A 19816-nucleotide genomic window follows, 5' to 3' on the forward strand; every position below is an offset into this window, starting at 1 on the left:
CATGCCATTTCACCCGAAACGCCGCGCGCTGCTGCGCACCGTGCCGGCAGCCTCGCTGCTCTTCTCCGGCGTCACCGCGGCTGCCCCCGCCACCCGCAAAACGGTAACGCCACCTGACCCGTGGCAGCGCGCCAACGACATCATCGCCCGCTTTGCCACGCCGCTGGTGTTTCGCAAGGAAGACTTCGACGTCACCGCCTATGGCGCCAAGCCGGCGTCGCTGGTGCAGGTGCAGGGCCAGGTCGCTTCGCTCGTCGGCGGCATGCTCGACACGCCGGCGCCCGGCTCGCCGGACAGCTATCCGGCCATCGCCGCTGCCATCGCCGCCTGCCACGCCAAGGGCGGTGGCCGTGTCGTCATCCCGAAAGGCGACTGGTATTGCGCGGGCCCGATCGTGCTACGCTCGAACGTCCACGTGCATCTGGCCGCCGGTGCACGGGTGCACTTTTCGGCCAACCCCGATCACTACGCGCGCCACGGCGCGCATGACTGCGGCGCCAACGGCAAGCTGGTGCTGTCGCGCTGGCAGGGCAACGATTGCCTGAACTATTCGCCGATGGTGTATGCGATCGACCAGCAGAATATCGCCCTGACGGGTGAGGACTGGACCAGCATCCTCAATGGCCAGGGCGGCGTGCCGTTCGAGCCGGGCTTTGCGCAGCAAGCCGAATGCTGGTGGGACTGGAAGGGCCGCGCCCAGCCCGGCCAACCCAAACGCACCCGCACCGAGGTCGCCGCCAACCCGGCCAACGCCCCGCTCGACCGCGTCGTTCCCGGCATCGACGCAGGGCTGCAGGCGAGCATCCAGGGCGAGGGAAACCGGTGGCAGACCGACTCGCGCTATCTGCCGGCGCTGTCCGAGGCCGGCGTGCCGGTCGAGCGGCGTGTGTTCGGGCATGGCCACTTTTTGCGTCCCTGCATGATCGAGCTGATTGGTTGCACCAAGGTGCTGCTGCAGGGTTATCAGGTCAATGCGGCGCCGTTCTGGCTGCACCATCCGGTCAATTGCAAGGACCTGCTGATCCGCCGCGTGAACATGGAAAGCCTGGGTCCGAACAGCGACGGGTTCGATCCGGAAGCCTGCGATGGCGTGCTGGTCGACGCGTGCCAGTTCAATAATGGCGACGACTGCATCGCGATCAAGGCCGGCAAGAACAGCGACACGCAACACGGCCCGACGCGCAATATCGTCATCCAGAATTGTGTGATGAACAGCGGCCATGGCGGCGTCACACTTGGCAGCGAGATGGCCGGCGGGATCGAGCACGTGTACGCGCAGCAGCTCGATTTTCGTAACACGCACTGGAAGGACGATCCGCTGAACACGGCGATCCGGCTCAAGACGAACATGAACCGCGGCGGTTTTCTGCGCCACCTGTACGTGCGCGACGTGATGCTGCCCAATGGCGTGGCGCTTGAACCCGGCCTGTACAAGCCGCTGGCCGGCGCGCGCGACATCAAGGAGCCGGTGGCGTCTGGCGCCGGCGCCATCGTCACGATCGACTGCGATTACGTGCCGGGCGACGACGCGATGCGCAATCGCCCGCCGCAGGTATCGGACATCGACATCCGCAACGTCCGCACGAAGAATGTCACTACGGGCAAGGGGCAATTCTCGTGCTACCAGGCGTTCGTGCTGCTCGGCCCCGTGGCGTCAAGCTTCAACGGCAAGCCAGGCACGGCGATCCCGCCGATCGCGCGCGTGCGCATCAGCGATTCGGATTTCGGCACGCCCGTCAACACCGCGCAACCGTGGTTCGTGCACAACGCCGTGGACATCACGCTCGACAACGTCACCATCGGCGGCAAGCGATACAAGCAGGTCCTGCATAAAAAGACCTGACTCGCAACAGGTCAGGCCAAATTAAAATATTTTTTAATTGGCCTGACCAAAATTGCAAGTTGTGTCATAGAATCTAAAAACTGGCCTGACCAGATAAATAAATGCAGCGCCGGTGGACCTTCCGTGTCCACCCCGATAAAAACGCATGGAGACAGCATGAACCAACACCCGCACCGCGCATCGCTGCGCAAACTCACCCTGTGCCTGCTCGGCACGGCCTCGGTATCCGCCATGTCGCTGGGCCCCGCGTTCGCGCAGGAAGTGGCCGCGTCACCAACCGGTACCGGCGCAGCGCAAACGGTGGTCGTCACGGGCCTGCGCGCCTCGCTCGAAAGCGCCCTGAACGCCAAGCGCCAGGAAAACGGCATTGTCGACGTCATCAAGTCGGAAGACATGGGCAAGTTCCCCGACACGAACCTGGCCGAATCGCTGCAGCGCGTGCCGGGCGTCGTGATCGACCGCGATGCGGGTGAAGGCCGTTCGATCACGGTGCGCGGCCTGGGCCAGGACTTTACGCGTGTGCGCATCAACGGCATCGAGGGCCTCGCCACCACGGGCGGCACCGACAGCTCGGGCGGCACCAACCGTGGCCGCGGGTTTGACTTCAACGTATTCGCGTCTGAACTGTTCAGCGCGCTGACCGTGCGCAAGAGCTCTTCGGCCGACGTCGACGAAGGCTCGCTCGGCGCCACCGTCGACCTGCAAACGCTGCGCCCGTTCGACCTGAAAGGCTTCAACGCCACGGTCGCCCTCAAGGGCAAGTACAACGACGGCTCCGACAAGACCGATCCGCGCGCAGCCTTCATGATTTCGGACACGTTCTTCGACCGCAAGGTCGGCGTGCTGGTCTCGGGCGCGTTCTCGAAACGGCGCGTGCTGGAAGATGGTTTCAGCACGGTGCGCTGGGATAACGGCCCGTCGTCGGGCGGCTGGTGCGCCCCACGCGGCGCGGCCGCGAATCCGACCAACTCGACCGCGACCACCTGCGGTCCGGCCGCACAGGGCGTCGCGCGCCTGCCGAACACTCCGGAAAACCAGGCCGCCTATGCCGCCGCCAGCAGCGCGGACAACTTTCATCCGCGCCTGCCACGTTATGGCCGCCTGACCCACGACCAGGATCGCCTGGGCCTGACGGCATCGGTGCAATGGCGTCCGCAGCGCGGCACCCTGCTCACCTTCGACATGCTGTACTCGAAGCTCGACGCGACGCGCCAGGAAGACTTCCTGGAAGCGACTTCGTTCAGCCGCAGCGCCAGCCAGGGCGGCAAGCCGCAAATGAGCGTGGTGCAGGCCGAGTACGCGCCGAATGGCTCCCTGTTGTACGGCAAATACAATGGCGTCGACATCCGCTCCGAGCAGCGCTTCGACGAACTGAAAACCACCTTCACGCAGCCGACGCTGACGCTCGAACACAAACTCACCGACACGCTGAGCATGAGCGCCCGCTATGGCCGCGCCAACTCGAAGTTCCGCAATCCGGTGCAGACCACCGTCACGCTCGACGCGCTGAACGTCGACGGCTACACGCTCGACTTCCGCAACGACGACCGCCGTCCGGTCATCGGTTATCCATTCGACCCGATGGGCAACCGCCTCGGCCTGGTCGGCGTACCGCAGGTGGCTACTGGCACCCAGCCATCGACGGTCGCCAACACGACCACCAGCGAGATCCGCACCCGGCCGCAAGGCACCGACAACGTCAACAACGTCGGCCAGTTCGACCTGGCGTGGGAAGCCAGTGACATCTTCACGATCAAGGGCGGCGTCAACAGCAAGAAGTACAGCTCGGACACCTACGAATTCCGGCGCGTGAACCAGAACGACACGATCTTCGCACCGCCCGCAGGCGCTACCGGACTGACGACGAACCTGACGGGCTTCGGGAGCAACCTGGGCCTCCCTGCCGGGAATCCGACCGGCTGGGCGGTGCCGAATCTGCAGGCGATCGCCGCCGCCTACGACATCTACTGCAACTGCATCAAGAGCGGCCCCGCCGGCGGCCCGGGCGACTTCCGGCTCTCGTCAATCGAGAACGGCAATGCACGCGGCAACAACCGCTCGGTCACCGAGAAAAGCGATGGCCTGTACCTGATGGGTGAGTTCCGCTACGACCTGTGGAACATCCCGGTGCGCGGCAACGTCGGCGTGCGCCACGTGAAGACGGATCTGTCGACGACCGGCTACCAGGCTGCCGGTGGTGGCACCGCGGTCACGGTCGACCACGACTACAAGGACACGCTGCCATCGTTCAACCTGGCCGCGAACATCACCGACGAATTCATCGTGCGCGTCGGCGCCGCCAAGGTCATGACACGCCCGCAACTGGGCTTCCTGTCGCCGGGTGGCAGTATCGCGACCACCGGCAACCTGTCGATCAACACCGGCAACCCGTTCCTCAAGCCGTTCCGCGCCAAGACCTTCGACACCAGCTTCGAGTACTACTTCAAGAACAAGGCGTTCGTCGGTGTGGGCCTGTTCCAGAAGAACATCGACACCTACATCCAGAGCCTGCGCACCAACGTGGCGTTCCGCGATTCGGGCCTGCCGCTGTCGCTGCTGCCGGCGAACTTCACGGGTGAAGAAGTGTTTGCGCTGACCACCCCGGTCAATACCGACGGCGGCAAGCTGAAAGGCTTCGAGATCAACTACCAGCAGCCGTTCACCTTCCTGCCTGGCTGGGGCAAGAACTTCGGTACGCTGCTGAACTACACCCGGGTCTCGTCGAAGATCGAATACCTGGTCTCGCCGACCAGCGATGCGCGCATCACGGACGACCTGCTGAACCTGTCGCCGAAAGCATGGAACGCCACGCTGTTCTATGACGATGGCAAGTTCAGCGCCCGCGTCTCGGCCGCCCAGCGCTCGGGCTTCGTGACCCGCGTGCCGGGCCAGAACAACAACGACGTCGAAGGCAAGAACGAAACCCTGAACGTCGACTTGTCGTTCTCGTACAAGGTCAACGAGAAGCTCGAGTTCACGCTCGAAGGCGTCAACCTGACCAACGAAGAAAGCGACCAGTTCATCAGCCGGGCGCGCAACAGCGTCGTCGTCAACAACGTCACGGGCCGCGAATATCTGTTCGGCCTGCGTTACAAGTTCTGACCGAACGCGTCCTCGCGTCCTTGGGCCCGCGCTTGCGCGGGCTTTTTTTCGTCCGCGTCCTGCATGCCATGGCGGCACGCCTGGCATCGACCGACCTCAGGTACGCTACAATCTACAGCGACGCGACGCACGCGATTTTCTCCAACCTGCCAGCGAAAGACCCATGAGCACCTCGACCGAGATTGACAACGGCCTCCCCCTCGACATGACCATCTTCGGCGGGATGGGCGACCTTGCCATGCGCAAGCTGCTGCCCGCCCTGTACATGGCCTACCTGCACGGCAACCTGCCGGCATCGACCCGCATCCTGTCGACCGGTCGCCAGGACTATGACCGCGCCGCCTATCTCGCCTTCATCGAAGAGCATTCGCGCTCGTTCATCAGCGGCGATAACTTCAACGAGAAAAGCTGGGCCGGTTTCCTGGATCTGCTGGTCTACGTAAAGGTCGACGTCGCTGAGGCGCCGGTCTTCGACACGCTGCGCGACGTCTCGCGCGATGGCGCCCAGCGCGTGTTCTATCTCGCCACCGCGCCATCGTTGTTCACGATGATCTGCGACAAGCTCGCCGCCACCGGCCTGGTCGATGCCAACGCACGCGTCGTGCTCGAGAAACCGCTGGGCCGCGACCTGGCCTCGGCCGTCGAGATCAACGAAGCGGTCGGCAAGCATTTCGCTGAATCCCAGATCTACCGCATCGACCACTACCTGGGCAAAGAGACCGTGCAGAACCTGATGGTGCTGCGCTTCGGGAACTCGATCCTGGAACCGCTGTGGCGCGCGCCGAACATCGCCAGCGTGCAGATCACGGTGGCGGAAGAAGTCGGCGTGGGCAGCCGCGCGGGCTTCTACGACAGCGCCGGCGCGATGCGCGACATGGTGCAGAACCACCTGATGCAACTGTTGTGCATCGTGGCGATGGAGCCGCCAACCTCGCTCTCGCCCGACGCCGTGCGCGACGAAAAGCTCAAGGTACTGCGCTCGCTGCGCCGCATGGGCCTGGCCGATATTGCGCGTGACACCGTGCGCGGCCAGTATTCGCGTGGCGTCAGTGGCAACCAGGAAGCCAAGGGCTATCACGAAGAAAGCAACGTGCCGGCCGACAGCCACACCGAGACCTTCGTCGCCCTGCGCGCCCACATCGATACCTGGCGCTGGTCGAAGGTGCCGTTCTATCTGCGCACCGGCAAGCGCATGGCGCGCCGCTCGTCGAAGATCGTCATCGAGTTCGCCAATCCGCCGTTCCCGCTGTTCCCCGAAACGCCAGGCGGCGTGGCCAACCGCCTCGTCATCGAACTGCAGCCCGAAGAAGCGATCAAACTGCAGATCTTCGCCAAGCAACCGGGCAGCGGCATGCTGATGCAGCAGGTCGCGCTGAACCTGGATCTGCAGTCGGCATTCGCGCAGCGCCGCGCCGAAGCCTACGAGCGTCTCTTGATCGACGTCGTGCGCGGCCGCCTGACGCACTTCATGCGCCGCGATGAACTCGAAGCGGCGTGGGAATGGGTCGAGCCGATCATCAACGGCTGGGAGACCTTGGGCGAAAAGCCGCACGCGTACGCGGCCGGTTCGTGGGGGCCGCCGGAATCGTTCGCGCTGCTGGCGCGCGACGGCTTCGGCTGGGTCGAGTAAGCGACTCGACCGCCTGCCGGCAAGGCCTCAGGCCGCGCCGGCTTCCAGATTGGCGCGCACGCGCGCCAGCAATGCCATCAAGTGGGCCTGCTCGTCCGCGTCCAGCCCTGCCAGGGCAATCTTTCCCAATGCGCCGCTTTGCCGGCGCAGTTCCTCACACACCGCCTGGCCTGCACTGCTCAGTGTCAGCCGGGTACTGCGCCGATCCGCTTCGTCGGCGGTCGCATCGAGCATCCCCGCATCGCGCAAGCCCTTGATCAGGCGCGCAACCTGCGCCTTGTCGCGGCCCGAATGCGCAACCAGATCGCTCTGCGTCGCGCCGGGATGACGGCCGAAGAACCGCAGCACCTTGATTTCCATGTGCGCCAGTTCGTGCGAGCCGGCCTGTATGCCGTTGCGCAGGCCGCGCATCTGCTGCGAACGATACAGGTGCACGATCGCGTGCATGACCTCAAGCGCATCTTCGCCGCTTTTTTGGTTGACTCTATCAACTTCTTTTTGCATAATGGTGGACGTTATCAACTAATTGATGGAGTGTAGCATGAGTGAAACCGACATCCCCACGATCGAACGCGTGCGCCACGACCTGAAACTGCGTGAGGTCACCGTGGCGCGCATCAACCGCGTCAGCCCCGGCTTTGCCAGCATCACCTTCCAGGGCGAGGCGCTGGCGGACTTCACGTCGCTGTCGTTCGACGACCATGTGAAGTTCATGTTCAACGACGCCAGTGGCGAACAGGTACGGCGCGATTACACACCGCGCCGGGTCGACACCGACGCCTGCGAAGTCGACATTGAATTTGCACTGCATGGCCATGGCGGCGCGGCCGAGTGGGCGCGCAATGCGACCGTCGGCCAGCGCGCGATCATTGGCGGGCCACGTGGCTCGATGATCCTGCCGCTGGCGATGGACTGGCACCTCTTGATCGGCGACCACAGCGCGCTCCCGGCCGTGACGCGCCGGCTCGAAGAATTGCCGGCAGGGGCGCGCGTCGACGTGGTGCTGCTGGTGGATGCAGCGGACCGCCGCACGTTGGTGACCCGCGCCGATGCCCGTATCCACTGGGTCGACAGCGACGATGCGCTGTTGCAGGTGCTGAAGGCTTTGCCATTGCAGCCGGGCGCCGGACTGGCCTGGGGTGGCGGCGAAGCGGCGCTGATGGCGCGTGTGCGCCAGGTGCTGGTCGAGACTGGGATGCCACGCCACGCCGCCAAGGTATCGGCCTACTGGAAGCGCGGCGTGGCCGACCATCACGAGCGCCTGGACTGACAGGGCAGCCGCTCAGCGCGGATAGGTGAACCCGGTGGCGATATCCATCGGCACCAGGCGTTTGCCATCCCGCACCATCAGGCGGTCGGGCGGCTCGTCGCCGGCCAGTGCACCGGGTGTGTTCAATAGCCCTTCGCCCTGGCGCACGAGCGGGTCGCTGCGTTCGTAGACGTTGCGGCAACCGGTGGCTTTCAACAGCGCCTGCACGACCGGCACCTTCCACATGTCGACACCGGCAGCGTTGAACTGGCAGATCAGATAACCGTCGGCGCTACCATACTGATGTACCTGCAGGCCTGGCAGGCCATCCTTCTCGCCATCGATCAACCCGATCAGCGCCTGCGGATCGGCAGTGCGCAGCGTGGCGGCGCGCTTGTCGATCGCCGCCTGCACACGGCGCTTGATCATCGCGTGATCGACCGGCTCGTCTTCGCGCAACGACCACATGCGCCCGACGATCTGCGACTTGGCGTTGTAGGCGGCGCGGCCGATGAACTGGCGCGTCGACGTTTGGACGATGGCGGTGATGCCCGGCTTGTTGCGTTCATGGCCCTTGCCGTCGACTTTTTCGACGGCCGACAGGTAGATCCACGGGTCGCCGGCGAGCAGGGCTTTTTCCTTGCCCTGCTTGATGGTGATGATGAGCATGTGTGACTTTCGTTTGCAGGACGGGGATGATACAGCAATCGCGCCCCCTTACTGCCCCTGAATCATGACCTCAGTCTACGGGCGTGGGCAGCGGCTTGCCGTCGAAGTGGGCGACCAGATTGGCCACCGCCAGCGCGCCCATTGCGCGCCGCGCTTCGACCGTAAAACTGCCCACGTGCGGCGTGAGCACGACATTGTCCAGCGCCAGCAGCGCCTGTGGCACCTGCGGTTCGTTCTCGAACACGTCCAGGCCCGCGGCGCCCAGCCGGCCATCCTGCAGCGCTGCTACCAGCGCTGCTTCGTCGACCACGGTGCCGCGCGCGATGTTGATCAGGGTGCCTTGCGGGCCCAGCGCCTCGATGATGGCGCGGTCGATCATGCCTTGCGTATCGGCGCCGCCCGGCATGCACAGCACGAGCATGTCGCTCTCTTGCGCCAGTGCCAGCAGTGATGCGCTGCGCTGTGCCGGCGCCGGCCCGGGGCTGCGCTGGTAGTAGCGGATCTGCAGTCCGAAGCCCTCAAGGCGCACGGCGACGGCCTGGCCGATGCGCCCGAAGCCGACGATGCCGGCGACCTTGCCCTTCAAAGCGCGCGCCTGCACGTGCCCCAGCGGCGTCTTGGCCAGCCAGTCGCCGGCGCGCACGTAGCGATCGAGCACCGGCAGGCGGCGCACCGTGGCCAGTAACAGCAGCACGGCAAAATCGGCCACGTCATCGGTCAGCACGTCGGGCGTATTGGTCACGTAGATGCCCTTTTCGGCCAGCAGCGACAGCGGCACGGCATCCACGCCCACGCCGTGCACCGTCACGATTTCAAGCCGCGGCAGCTGCGCCACCAGCGCGGGCGTGACGCCGACCGTGCCGGTGGTGAGCACGCCACGGATGCTGCCCGCGATCGCATCGAACGCGGCGTCGCCCGCCTGCGGGATTGCCTTCATGAAGTGACAGTCGAAGGCTTGCGCCACCTGTTCGCGCACGTCGTTCGACCAGACGCTGCCCAATACGAGAATGCTCGGTTTCATCGTTTACCACCCTGCCGTTTCGTCGTGGAAGATGGACCGAGTATGCCAGAGGCGCGGCTTGCCGGGCGCGGCGCAGGGTAGAATGCCGGGCTTTGCCACTGCATGAATGCCACCGTGCACAGCCTCCCAGTCACCCCGCCAAGCCCGCGCATCGCCTCGATCGACGTCGTGCGCGGCCTCGTCATGCTGATCATGACACTCGACCACGTCCGCGAAACCTTCTACCTGCAGCACCAGGTCAGCGACCCGATGGATGTCGCGGGCACCGATCCGGCCCTGTTCTTTTCGCGCCTGGCCGCGCACTTCTGCGCGCCGATGTTCGTGTTCCTGACCGGCCTGTCTGCCTGGCTGTATGCCAATCCCGCGAGCGGCCCGAGGAGCGCGACGGGTTTTCTGGCCAAACGCGGCGCCTTTTTGATTCTGCTCGAAATCGTCGTCATCAACTTCGCCTGGACCGGCACCTTCACGCCACACACCGTGTATCTGCAGGTGATGTGGGCAATCGGCCTGTCGATGCTGGCGCTGGCCCTGCTGCACCGCCTGCCCCTGCTGCTGCTGGCGGCCATCGGCGCGGCGATCGTGGCCGGCCACAATGCACTGGCCGGCGTGGCGTTCGCGCCGGATACGTGGGCCGCCACTGCCTGGACGATCCTGGAGCAGCGCGGCAACCTGGTGGACGACCCGGTGCGGCTGCGCGTCAGCTATCCGCTGCTGGCGTGGATCGGCGTGATCCTGCTCGGTTACGCCTGCGGCCCGCTGTATGCGCGCGCCATGCCCGCCGCGCAGCGCCAGCGTTGGCTATTACTGGCCGGCGCGGCCAGCCTGCTGCTGCTCGCGCTGCTGCGCACCTGGAACGTGTATGGCGAGCCGCTGCCGTGGGCGCCGCACGATACGCTGCTGCGCAGCGCGATGTCGTGGCTGAACTTCACGAAGTACCCGCCGTCGCTGGACTTCCTGCTGCTCACGCTCGGCGTGGGCGTGCTGGTGCTGGCCTGGATCGAGCGCATCGACGCCGGCTGGGTACGGGTCGCGGCCGTGTTCGGCGGCGCGCCGCTGTTCTTCTATATCGCGCACCTGTATCTGTTGCTGGTGGCGCAGCGGCTGGCTGCGTTCATGCTGGACGTGCCGCGCGTCGACGTCGACCATGTCTGGCAAGTATGGCTCGGCTCGGTCCTGCTGGCGCTGCTGCTGTACTCGCCAACAAAGCGATTCGGGCGCTACAAGCGCGAGAGCGGCAAAGCCTGGGTCAAGTACCTGTAGCCACCGGCTGCAATGTCGGTATGGCCATTGCGGTCGCGGCCCGGGTGGTAGCGAGCGCAAACCCGATGGCGATTCCTGCACGCCCCGATTGGCGCAGATCGCCGAAGCAGGTAGAGTTTGAGGGTCGTCACTTCGATGGGATCGCCATGTACGCCAGCAACTGGACTAACCTGGGGCCGCAGCAGGTACAAGCCCTCAGAAATATGGACCGCAGCCGCCAGGAACGCGGCCGGCAACTCGAGCAGGCCGGGCACGGTCCGCAGGAAACGCCGTTCACGGTCATCCTCGCCGAAACGGGCCTGCAACTGCGCCGCTACGACCCCGCCGCCGCCGGCGGGCCGGCGGTACTGCTGGTGCCGGCCCCGATCAAGCGCGCCTACATCTGGGACCTGGCGCCCGCCATCAGTGTCGTGCGGCGCTGGCAGGAGCGCGGCTACCGCGTCTACCTGGCCGAATGGCTGCCGATGCTCGATGGCGATCCGGCCGTCGGCCTGGCCGACTATGGCGATCGCATGCTGTCGAGCTGCCAGCGTGCGATCCAGGCGGACAGCGGCGAGGCCAGCCTGACGGTAGTGGGCCACTCGCTCGGCGGCATCCTCGCCGCGATCTACAGCGCCATGCATCCCGAGCACGTGACGGCCACTGTGCTGCTCGAATCGCCGCTGCGTTTCGCGCACGGCGCCTCGTGCTTTGCGCCGCTGGTCAAGGCCACACCCGATGCGCAGCAGATTGCCGACACCTTCCACCACGTGCCGGGCGCCTTCCTCAACATGATGAGCGCGATGGCCGAGCCGCAGGCCTTCGGCTGGGAGCGTGCCACTGACCGCTGGCTGTCACTGTTCGATCCGGGGGCGCTTGCCACGCACATGCAGGTCGAGCGCTGGAGCCATGACGAATTCGCGCTGCCCGGCAAGCTGTTCGTCGACATCGTCGAGTCGCTGTATCGCAACGACGACTTCATGGCCGGCCGGCTTGTTATTAACGGCCGCACCATCGGTCCTGCCGACCTGCGCGCGCCCATGATCAGCGTCGTCGATTTTCGCAGCAAGGTGATTCCACCGGCCGCCGTGGTGCCGTTCCACGAGGCGACCTCAAGCACGCGCAAGCAGGTGCTGCAATACCATGGCGACATCGGCGTGAACCTGCAGCACGTTGGCGTGCTGGCCGGTCGCAGCGCGCATGCCACGCTGTGGCCCACCATCTTCGACTGGCTCGGCGCGCCGGCAACCTCAATCGCCTGATCCGCGGGCCGCAGGCAGCGGCGCACCCTGCGCCGCTGCTGATTCCTTTCTCCCACCACGAACATCGCTGGCACCTGTTCCAAGTGACGCCACCATCCAGCCTTCGAGCTGTCTTCCAGCGATACTGGATTTCCATTGTTCAATAACAAGTTGACACCCTTAGATGAGAATGGTTATCATTTCGGAAGATCAGCCATGTGCCTATGGCTGGCGCAGACAATCCGGATCCCGGGTAGTCGCCTTCCGTACCAATCACGAACAACAGGAAACAACGATGGATAAGCTGGTCCGCCCTGCCGGGCATCTTCACTTGACGACACTGACGGTCTGCGTGGGCCTCGCCCTGCCGCTACTGGCCCAGGCCCAGTCCACCGACGCCGGTACCACGTCGATGCCGCAAGTGCAAGTGCAGGCCCAGAAGCTGGGCGACGCCGTCGGCTCGTACACCATCGGTCGCACCCGCACCGCCACGCCACTGGACATGTCGCTGCGTGACACGCCGCAATCGGTGTCCGTCATCACCCAGCAGCGCATCGAAGACCAGGGCCTGCTCACCATCACCGACGTCGCCAACAACGTCACTGGCGTCTCGGTCAACCAGTACGAAACCCACCGTGCCAGCTTCACCGCGCGTGGTTTCGAAGTGACCAATCTGCAGATCGACAATATCCCGACCACCTGGGACGCCGCCTGGAGCGCCGGCGAAGTGCTGGGCAGCCTGGCCCTGTACGACCGCGTCGAAGTCGTGCGCGGCGCCACCGGCCTGATGACCGGCGCCGGCACCCCGTCGGCCGCGCTGAACCTGGTGCGCAAGCGCGCCTTCAGCAAACAGCTCGATGGCACGATCGAGGCCACCGTCGGCCGCTGGGACAAGCGCCGCATCATGGCCGATGTCTCGACGCCTTTGAACGAATCGGGCAGCATCCGTGGCCGCGCCGTGGCCGAGTACAGCGCCGGCGACAGCTGGGTGCAGTACCTGGAAAACAAGGATCGCACCATCTACGCCACCGTCGAAGCCGACATCGGCCGTGACGGCACCTTTTCGACCGGCTTCTCGCGCCAGAAAATGCGCCCGCGCGGCTCGATGTGGGGCGGCCTGCCGTACCGCTACAGCGATGGCTCGGTCATCGACTGGGACCGCTCAAAAACCACCGCCGCCCCGTGGGCCGGTTATGAAAACCAGTACGACAACTTCTTCGCCGACTACGAGCACCGCTTCGCCAACGGCTGGAAGCTGCGCCTGACCTATACCGACGCCACCCGCGACGGCGACTCGCACCTGCTGTACCTGTCGGGCGTGCCGGATCGCGTGACAGGCTCGGGCCTGAATGCCTTCACGGGTTCGTACGTGATCCAGACCAAGCAAAAGGATTTTGGTGTGCACACGAGCGGCAAGTTCACGCTGGGCGAGCGTCAGCACGAAGCTGCCTTCGGCTACCTGCACGCGAAGACCGACTTCAATTCGAACAACCGGCTGGCGAACTACGGGAACGCAGACCAGACCGTGGCCGACATCAACAACTGGAATCCGGCGTCGTACCCGACGCCGACGTTCGGCCCGCAAGCGTTCTACGAGGGTAGCGAAACCACCCAGCAAGGCCTATACGGCATGGCGCGCTTCACGTTGACGGACCGCCTGAAGGCCGTCGTTGGCGCCCGCGTGACCAAGTATGAAAAACAAGGCGGCGGTTTGTACACGGCAGCCTACTCGCTCGATTACGACAACGAGATCACGCCCTACGCCGGCCTCGTGTTCGACCTGAACGACACCTACTCGCTGTACGCCAGCCACACCAGCATCTTCGAGCCGCAAAACCTGAAGGACTTCGCGGGCAATATGCTCGACCCGATCGAGGGCAAGGCCAACGAAGCGGGTATCAAGGGCGAGTTCTTCGACCGCCGCGTGAATGCGTCGCTGGCAGTGTTCCACCTGAAGCAGGACAACCTGGGCCAGGTAGCCGGTCGCATCGATCGCGACGGCGCATCCGGTCCGCTGCTGGAAGAGAACTATTATCGCGCCGCCAGGGGCGCCACCAGCAAGGGGATCGATCTGGATGTCTCGGGCGAGATCGTCTCGGGCCTGAACGCCAGCATCGGCTACGCGATCTTCCGCGCCAGGGATGCAAGCGGCGTCGACTTCAATTCGATCTACCCGCGCAAGACACTGCGCGCGTTTGCCAGTTACCACCTGCCGGGCCAGTGGGACAAGCTCACCGTCGGCGGCGGCGTGAACTGGGAAGGCAGCACCTACACGACCGACGGCACGGTCGCCCCGGGGATCGACGGCCGCATGGAGCAGGCATCGTACGCGCTGGTCAACCTGATGGCGCGCTACGAGTTCAACAAGCAATTGTCGGCCCAGTTGAACGTCAACAATGCGACCGACAAGAAAACGTTCGCCATGTTCGCCGCCTACAACCAGTTCACGTACGGCGCACCGCGCAACACATCGCTGACGCTGCGCTACCGCTTCTGATGGGGTGACGCGGTCATGAAGAAAAGGGGCGCTGCAGTAATGCAGCGCCCCTTTTTCATGGCCACGGCCAGTCAGCGCGTCGCCATGGCCCCGACCGCACTGAGCCAGGCGCACTGTTCCGAGGCGGCGAATCCTTTCAGGAAAGCACGGCGCATCGAGCCTGCCGCGATGCAGGCCGAGACGTGCTTCGAATGGCGTTCGGCCCCGCTCAACTTGCGAACCCAGCCGCGAAACGGGATCAACCCCTCGGCCGTGCGCTGCAGCGCGCCCACGGCCTGGTCCTGCACCAGCGACGACGCGCGGCGCGCCAGCGACGGGTCTGCCGGCGACACCGGCGCGTCGAGGTCGGCGCCGAGGACATCATCGAGCGCGCGGATTTCCAGCGAGATCGCCACGCAGTTCTGGCCGAACGGTACCTGGTACGGATTCTCCCGTGCGGCCAGCAGCACCGCTGGAATATCTTCTTGCGCGACGTTCAGATCGGTCAGTGGCACGGCCGCCGCCGTCCCGATCCGGGTCGCGCTCGACGACGCGCAACCGGCCAGCATGATCACCACAATCAGCACAATCGGCGTGCCAATGGCGGCGAAGTTGCAGAGGATGCACCTACGATGCGTGGTCATGGCTGGACTATTTCTGAGAGGAAAGGAATTCAACTCTACCGAGTACGGCGCAGCCTGCCGGAACGCACATCAATCGTGCGCAGTAAAATGAACGACAATTGTCAAATCAGGAGTCACACATGAAACGAACCGCACTCGTCGTTGGTGTTACCGGTATTGGCGGCAACCACGCCGCCCGTGAACTGCTGGCGCAAGGCTGGGATGTGATTGGTCTGTCGCGCCGCGCGCCTCGCGACCTGCCGCAGGTGCGCCACATCGCCGCCGACCTGCTCGACCCTGTCGCGCTGGGTGCTGCACTGAAGGATGTTGCCCCGACCCACGTCTTCATCACCACGTGGATGCGCCAGGACACCGAAGCCGAGAATATCCGCGTCAACGCCGCACTCGTACGCAATCTGCTGGACGCGCTGTCGTCGCACAAGAGCGTGCGCCATGTCGCGCTGGTCACGGGCCTGAAGCATTACCTGGGGCCGTTTGAAGCGTACGCCAGTTCGGGGACGCTGCCCGACACGCCGCTGCGCGAATCGCAGCCGCGCCTGGCGCTCGAGAATTTCTATTACGCGCAGGAGGACGAAGTCTATGCGGCAGCCGAGCGCGACCGTTTTACCTGGACCATCCACCGTCCACACACCGTCATCGGCCTGGCGGTTGGCAATGCGATGAACCTCGGTACTACGCTGGCCGTGTATGCGACGATCTGCAAGGAGACGGGCCGCCCGTTCCAGTTCCCCGGTTCAGCCGCGCAGTGGAATGGCATGTCCGATGTGACCGATGCCCGCATGCTGGCCAAACAGCTGGTCTGGGCCGCCGATACCGATGCGTCGCGCAACGAAGCTTTTAACATCGTCAATGGCGACGTGTTCCGCTGGAGCTGGTTGTGGCCAAAGCTGGCCGCGTTCTTCGGTGTTGAAGCGGCCGGTTTCAATGGCACCGTACAGCCACTCGAAGCGGCGATGGCAAACGATGCGCCGCTGTGGCGCGACATCGCGGCGCGCCACGGCCTGGTGGAAGCCGATCTGGATCGCCTGGCATCGGCCTGGCACACCGACCTCGATCTGGGCCGGCCGCTGGAAGTCATGACCGACATGAGCAACAGCCGCCGCCTTGGCTTCACGGCCTACCAGGCCACCGATGCATCGTTCTTCGACCTGTTTGAACGCCTGCGCGCAGAGCGCCTGATCCCGTAATCAACACGGCAGGTGCGACCGGTCGTGTCGCGGTCGCACCTTCATGTCATGTTCAAGCAACGACGGCCAGTCGCAGCGGCGCAGCGCCAGGCGCGATGCGCCCTTGCCGGCTGGTCTCGCCACTGACGTTGGCAAGCCGGAACTGCCCCACCAGACTGGCCAGGCCCGATGCCTGCGCCTGCAGTTCCTGCGATGCGGCGGAGGCTTCTTCAACCAGCGCAGTATTCTGCTGGGTCATGCCATCCATCTCACCGATCGCGGTGCTTACTTCGCCCAGGCCAACGCTTTGCTCGGCGCTGGCAGTCGAAATATCGCCCATGATTTCGGTCACGCGCTGGACGCTCTCCATCAGGTTCTGCATGGTGCTGCCTGCGCGCTGGACCAGTTCAAAACCCGTGTCCACCTTGCCGACCGAGTCTTCGATCAGGACCTTGATTTCCTTGGCGGCGCTCGCCGAGCGCTGCGCCAGATTACGCACTTCACTGGCCACGACGGCAAACCCTCGCCCTTGTTCGCCTGCACGGGCTGCTTCCACGGCGGCGTTAAGCGCCAGGATATTCGTCTGGAACGCGATGCCGTCGATCACCGAAATGATGTCGACGATGCGCTTGGACGACGCGTTGATCGACGCCATCGTATCCGTCACCTGGAGCATGACTGCACCGCCTTCCTGCGAGACCGAGGACGCGGACTGTGCAAATGTATTGGCCTGCTGTGCATTGTTCGCGTTCTGCCCGACGGTCGTGGTCAGCTGTTCCATGGCGGACGCAATGCGTTCCAGCGACGACGCCTGTACCTCGGTGCGCGCGGCCAGATCGTAGCTGCCCTCGGCGATTTCGGACGAGGCACTGGCAATGGCATCGGTTCCATGACGCACCTTACCCACGATCGATGCGAGGCTGTCGCGCATGGTTTTCACCGAGAACAGCAGGCTCGTACTGTCGCCCGCACGCACATCCACGTTCGTGGCAAGGTCGCCCGAGGCGATCAGATTGGCAATCTGGGCAGTATAAGCAGGCTCGCCACCCAGCTGTTTGAGCAGCAGGCGCTTGATGGCGGTCGAGATGACGACACTCAGCACAAACGCAGCGATGGTCAGCCCGATGGCCCAGTTGCGGGCGGCAGCTTCGGCATGCTCGGCCGATGTTTCAGCGTCAGCGGCCTCTCGCTCGGCATTGGCAACCAGCACCGCGATGTCTTTTACGATCTGGTGGCGCAGCGGGCTGCACTCTTCGACCAGGAATTTTCCGAATGCCTCCATCTGGCCCGCTTCGCGGAACCTGCGTGGTTTTTCCAGTGCACTGGCCATTGCCAGCAATCCGGCGCGCACCTTGTCGAACTGGGTATTGCCGGCAAATGCGGGCGACATGCCTTCAAGCGCGGCGAGATACACCATTTTTTGCTGATCGACCAGATCGAGCTCGTTCCTGGCCTGCGCGTCACTGGTGAAGACATAGGCGTTGCGCGCTGCCAGCCCGGTCTGGGCCAACGCTTCACGCGCGATATACAGCGGCTTGAGGTGTTCTGTGTTAACGCGGTGAAGGTCCTTCGTTGCACCGTGAATCGCCGTCAAGCCGAATAGAGAAAATACGCCAAGTAACAGCATCAGTGCAGTGACCAGACCAAACCCCAACGTGAGTTGGGTGCCGATTTTCATGTTCTTGAACGCATACATAGTTTGCCTTGAAAGGGTTTCCGCTAGTCACCACATACTGAGTCAGAACGGGCGGCGATGTCAGTAAAAATCCACTTCACAAAGGCGATGCAATGTACATAACGTATTTACAGTTGCCTTGAAACAACATATTTAGAGATGGAGCGTGTCGTCCTTACCAGGCGTGCACGAGCACTCAGTTTCATTGCAAGCCCGGCGACTAACACCACCGACAAGAGTTTCAGGCGCGATATCCCGCACGACATCAACGGCACCGCGATTGTCCAGTCGATCCTTGCCATGGCGGGCCATCTCAAGTTGCGCGTCGTTGCCGAAGGCATCGAAACCGCTGAGCAGGCGCACTTCCTAGCCGAGCATGGCGGCCCGTGCATGCAAGGCTACCTGTTCTGCCGGCCAATGGCGCTGGCCGATCTGCTCGAGCGCATGATGGCGTCCCGGCAGGCCCCCGCCGGGCTGGAAGTCGTCGCCAGCTGCTGAAAAGTCGCTGACGGCCTCGCCCGTCAGCCGCCGCCCCACGCGGCCGCCACCAGCGCAGCGTCTGCAATGGCCGTTTTGCTCTACACTTCATACCGCCCCTTTGAACCAGCGCCGGCGCCTGCTTCGCGCGTGGGCCATGGGCGCGCACCGCCTCAACAACCTGGCATCAATCCGCGAATTGAGATCTGGAAAACATGAATTCAAGCATGCTCGGCCTTGCCACCACTTTCTCGCTCACCCTGCTCGCGTTCGCCGCCCCGACGGCCGCAAACGCACAGGCCAGCGCACCCGCGACGAGCAAACTGCCGTTCGAGGTCAAGCCGGTCGGCACATTCAACAACCCATGGGCAATGGCATTCCTGCCCGACGGCAAAGTGCTGGTGACGCAAAAGGAAGGGACGCTGATCCTGTTCGATCCTGCAACCGGTACCAGGAAGACCGTGACCGGCACACCCACCGTCAGCAGCAAGGGCCAGGGCGCGCTGATGGACATCGTGCCTGCGCCCGACTTCGCGGCCAGCAAGATGCTCTACTTCAGCTACTCCGAAGCGGGTAGCGGCGCCGACACCCGCGTCATGCTGGCCATGGCGACACTGGACCAGGCAGGCGGCGCACTCAAGGATACCAAGGTCATTTTCCGCGGCCAGGATGCGTCGACCGGCGGGCACTATTCGGGCCGGATTGGCTTCTCGCCGGATGGCAAGTACCTGTTCTTTACCAGCGGCGACCGCCAGCTGTTCGACCCGGCGCAGGACCCCAAATCGACGCTCGGCAAGGTGCTGCGCCTGAACCTCGACGGCACGCCAGCATCCGGCAACCCGCTCGCGGCGAAGGGGTTCAACCCAGCCGTCTGGTCGTATGGCCACCGCAATCTGCTGGGCGTGGCCTTCGACAGGCAGGGGCGCTTGTGGGAAATGGAAATGGGCCCGCGCCATGGCGACGAGATCAACCTGATCAAGCCAGGTCTGAACTATGGCTGGCCGATCGCATCGAATGGCAGCCACTATGACGGCCGCGACATCCCCGACCATAAGCCAGGCGACGGCTTCGAAGCCCCGAAAGTGTTCTGGGATCCGGCCATCTCGCCAGGTGGGCTCGCCTATTACGATGCGGACCTGTTCCCGAAGTGGAAAAATTCCCTCTTCATCACCGGTCTCTCGGGCAAGTCGCTGGACCGCATTGCCCTCGACGGTGAGAACGCGAAGAAGGTGGACCACTGGGACATGGGCGAACGCATCCGCGCCGTTCGCACCGGGCCGGACGGCGCAGTATGGCTGCTGGAGGACGGTCCGCGCGGCAAGCTCCTGATGCTGACACCGAAAAAGTAAGCCAGCCGGAGCTGCGAGACGCGGGCCTGCCCGCG

General features: G+C 64.3%; 15 protein-coding genes. 10 read left to right on the forward strand and 5 right to left on the reverse strand.

The window, feature by feature from the left end; translation table 11 throughout:
- Nucleotide 1 precedes the first annotated feature (1 nt).
- The 3 genes from AC56LH_RS08895 to zwf all read left to right on the forward strand — a co-directional run bounded on the left by AC56LH_RS08895 (nucleotide 2) and on the right by zwf (nucleotide 6575).
- Nucleotides 2-1843, forward strand: a complete 1842-nt coding sequence (locus tag AC56LH_RS08895) for a glycoside hydrolase family 28 protein (protein WP_499645608.1) — start codon at nucleotides 2-4, stop codon at nucleotides 1841-1843.
- A 156-nt stretch (nucleotides 1844-1999) separates the two neighbouring features.
- A complete protein-coding gene (locus AC56LH_RS08900; RefSeq protein ID WP_499645609.1) occupies nucleotides 2000-4945 on the forward strand; it encodes a TonB-dependent receptor in 2946 nt (981 codons plus the stop codon).
- Nucleotides 4946-5108: 163 nt separating this feature from the next.
- On the forward strand, nucleotides 5109-6575 hold the full coding sequence (gene zwf / locus AC56LH_RS08905) for a glucose-6-phosphate dehydrogenase (RefSeq protein WP_258834341.1): 1467 nt from the start codon (nucleotides 5109-5111) through the stop codon (nucleotides 6573-6575).
- A 27-nt stretch (nucleotides 6576-6602) separates the two neighbouring features.
- Here the strand turns inward: zwf and AC56LH_RS08910 are convergent, their stop codons facing one another.
- Nucleotides 6603-7097, reverse strand: a complete 495-nt coding sequence (locus AC56LH_RS08910; RefSeq protein WP_499645610.1) for a MarR family winged helix-turn-helix transcriptional regulator — start codon at nucleotides 7095-7097, stop codon at nucleotides 6603-6605.
- Nucleotides 7098-7116: 19 nt separating this feature from the next.
- Between AC56LH_RS08910 and AC56LH_RS08915 the strand changes: the two genes are divergently transcribed.
- Nucleotides 7117-7845 carry a siderophore-interacting protein gene (locus AC56LH_RS08915; RefSeq protein ID WP_499645611.1) on the forward strand — a complete coding sequence of 243 codons (729 nt, stop codon included), beginning with the start codon at nucleotides 7117-7119 and terminating at the stop codon, nucleotides 7843-7845.
- A gap of 12 nt (nucleotides 7846-7857) precedes the next feature.
- Here the strand turns inward: AC56LH_RS08915 and AC56LH_RS08920 are convergent, their stop codons facing one another.
- On the reverse strand, nucleotides 7858-8493 hold the full coding sequence (locus AC56LH_RS08920) for a class I SAM-dependent rRNA methyltransferase (RefSeq protein WP_499645612.1): 636 nt from the start codon (nucleotides 8491-8493) through the stop codon (nucleotides 7858-7860).
- Between the two features lie 70 nt (nucleotides 8494-8563).
- Nucleotides 8564-9514: a 2-hydroxyacid dehydrogenase gene (locus tag AC56LH_RS08925; RefSeq protein ID WP_499645613.1), complete on the reverse strand. Its 951-nt coding sequence runs from the start codon at nucleotides 9512-9514 to the stop codon at nucleotides 8564-8566.
- 114 nt (nucleotides 9515-9628) lie between these two features.
- Between AC56LH_RS08925 and AC56LH_RS08930 the strand changes: the two genes are divergently transcribed.
- The 3 genes from AC56LH_RS08930 (at nucleotide 9629) to AC56LH_RS08940 (ending at nucleotide 14491) form a co-directional block, all read left to right on the forward strand.
- Nucleotides 9629-10774: an acetyltransferase domain-containing protein gene (locus AC56LH_RS08930; protein ID WP_499645614.1), complete on the forward strand. Its 1146-nt coding sequence runs from the start codon at nucleotides 9629-9631 to the stop codon at nucleotides 10772-10774.
- Nucleotides 10775-10920: 146 nt separating this feature from the next.
- Nucleotides 10921-12015: an alpha/beta fold hydrolase gene (locus AC56LH_RS08935; protein WP_499645615.1), complete on the forward strand. Its 1095-nt coding sequence runs from the start codon at nucleotides 10921-10923 to the stop codon at nucleotides 12013-12015.
- 274 nt (nucleotides 12016-12289) lie between these two features.
- Nucleotides 12290-14491: a TonB-dependent siderophore receptor gene (locus AC56LH_RS08940; RefSeq protein WP_499645616.1), complete on the forward strand. Its 2202-nt coding sequence runs from the start codon at nucleotides 12290-12292 to the stop codon at nucleotides 14489-14491.
- 71 nt (nucleotides 14492-14562) lie between these two features.
- Here the strand turns inward: AC56LH_RS08940 and AC56LH_RS08945 are convergent, their stop codons facing one another.
- Nucleotides 14563-15114: a hypothetical protein gene (locus AC56LH_RS08945; RefSeq protein WP_499645617.1), complete on the reverse strand. Its 552-nt coding sequence runs from the start codon at nucleotides 15112-15114 to the stop codon at nucleotides 14563-14565.
- 119 nt (nucleotides 15115-15233) lie between these two features.
- Between AC56LH_RS08945 and AC56LH_RS08950 the strand changes: the two genes are divergently transcribed.
- A complete protein-coding gene (locus AC56LH_RS08950; protein WP_499645618.1) occupies nucleotides 15234-16301 on the forward strand; it encodes an SDR family oxidoreductase in 1068 nt (355 codons plus the stop codon).
- A gap of 52 nt (nucleotides 16302-16353) precedes the next feature.
- On the opposite strand, the gene AC56LH_RS08955 is transcribed toward AC56LH_RS08950, so the two are convergent.
- Entirely contained in the window at nucleotides 16354-17958 is a 1605-nt protein-coding gene (locus AC56LH_RS08955; protein ID WP_499645619.1) for a methyl-accepting chemotaxis protein, read from the reverse strand.
- Between the two features lie 156 nt (nucleotides 17959-18114).
- Between AC56LH_RS08955 and AC56LH_RS08960 the strand changes: the two genes are divergently transcribed.
- A complete protein-coding gene (locus AC56LH_RS08960) occupies nucleotides 18115-18453 on the forward strand; it encodes an EAL domain-containing protein (protein ID WP_499645620.1) in 339 nt (112 codons plus the stop codon).
- A gap of 194 nt (nucleotides 18454-18647) precedes the next feature.
- Nucleotides 18648-19781: a PQQ-dependent sugar dehydrogenase gene (locus AC56LH_RS08965; protein ID WP_499645621.1), complete on the forward strand. Its 1134-nt coding sequence runs from the start codon at nucleotides 18648-18650 to the stop codon at nucleotides 19779-19781.
- The last annotated feature ends 35 nt before the right edge of the window (nucleotides 19782-19816 follow it).

The sequence above is a fragment of the Telluria sp. LT1R51-2 genome (assembly GCF_059685775.1).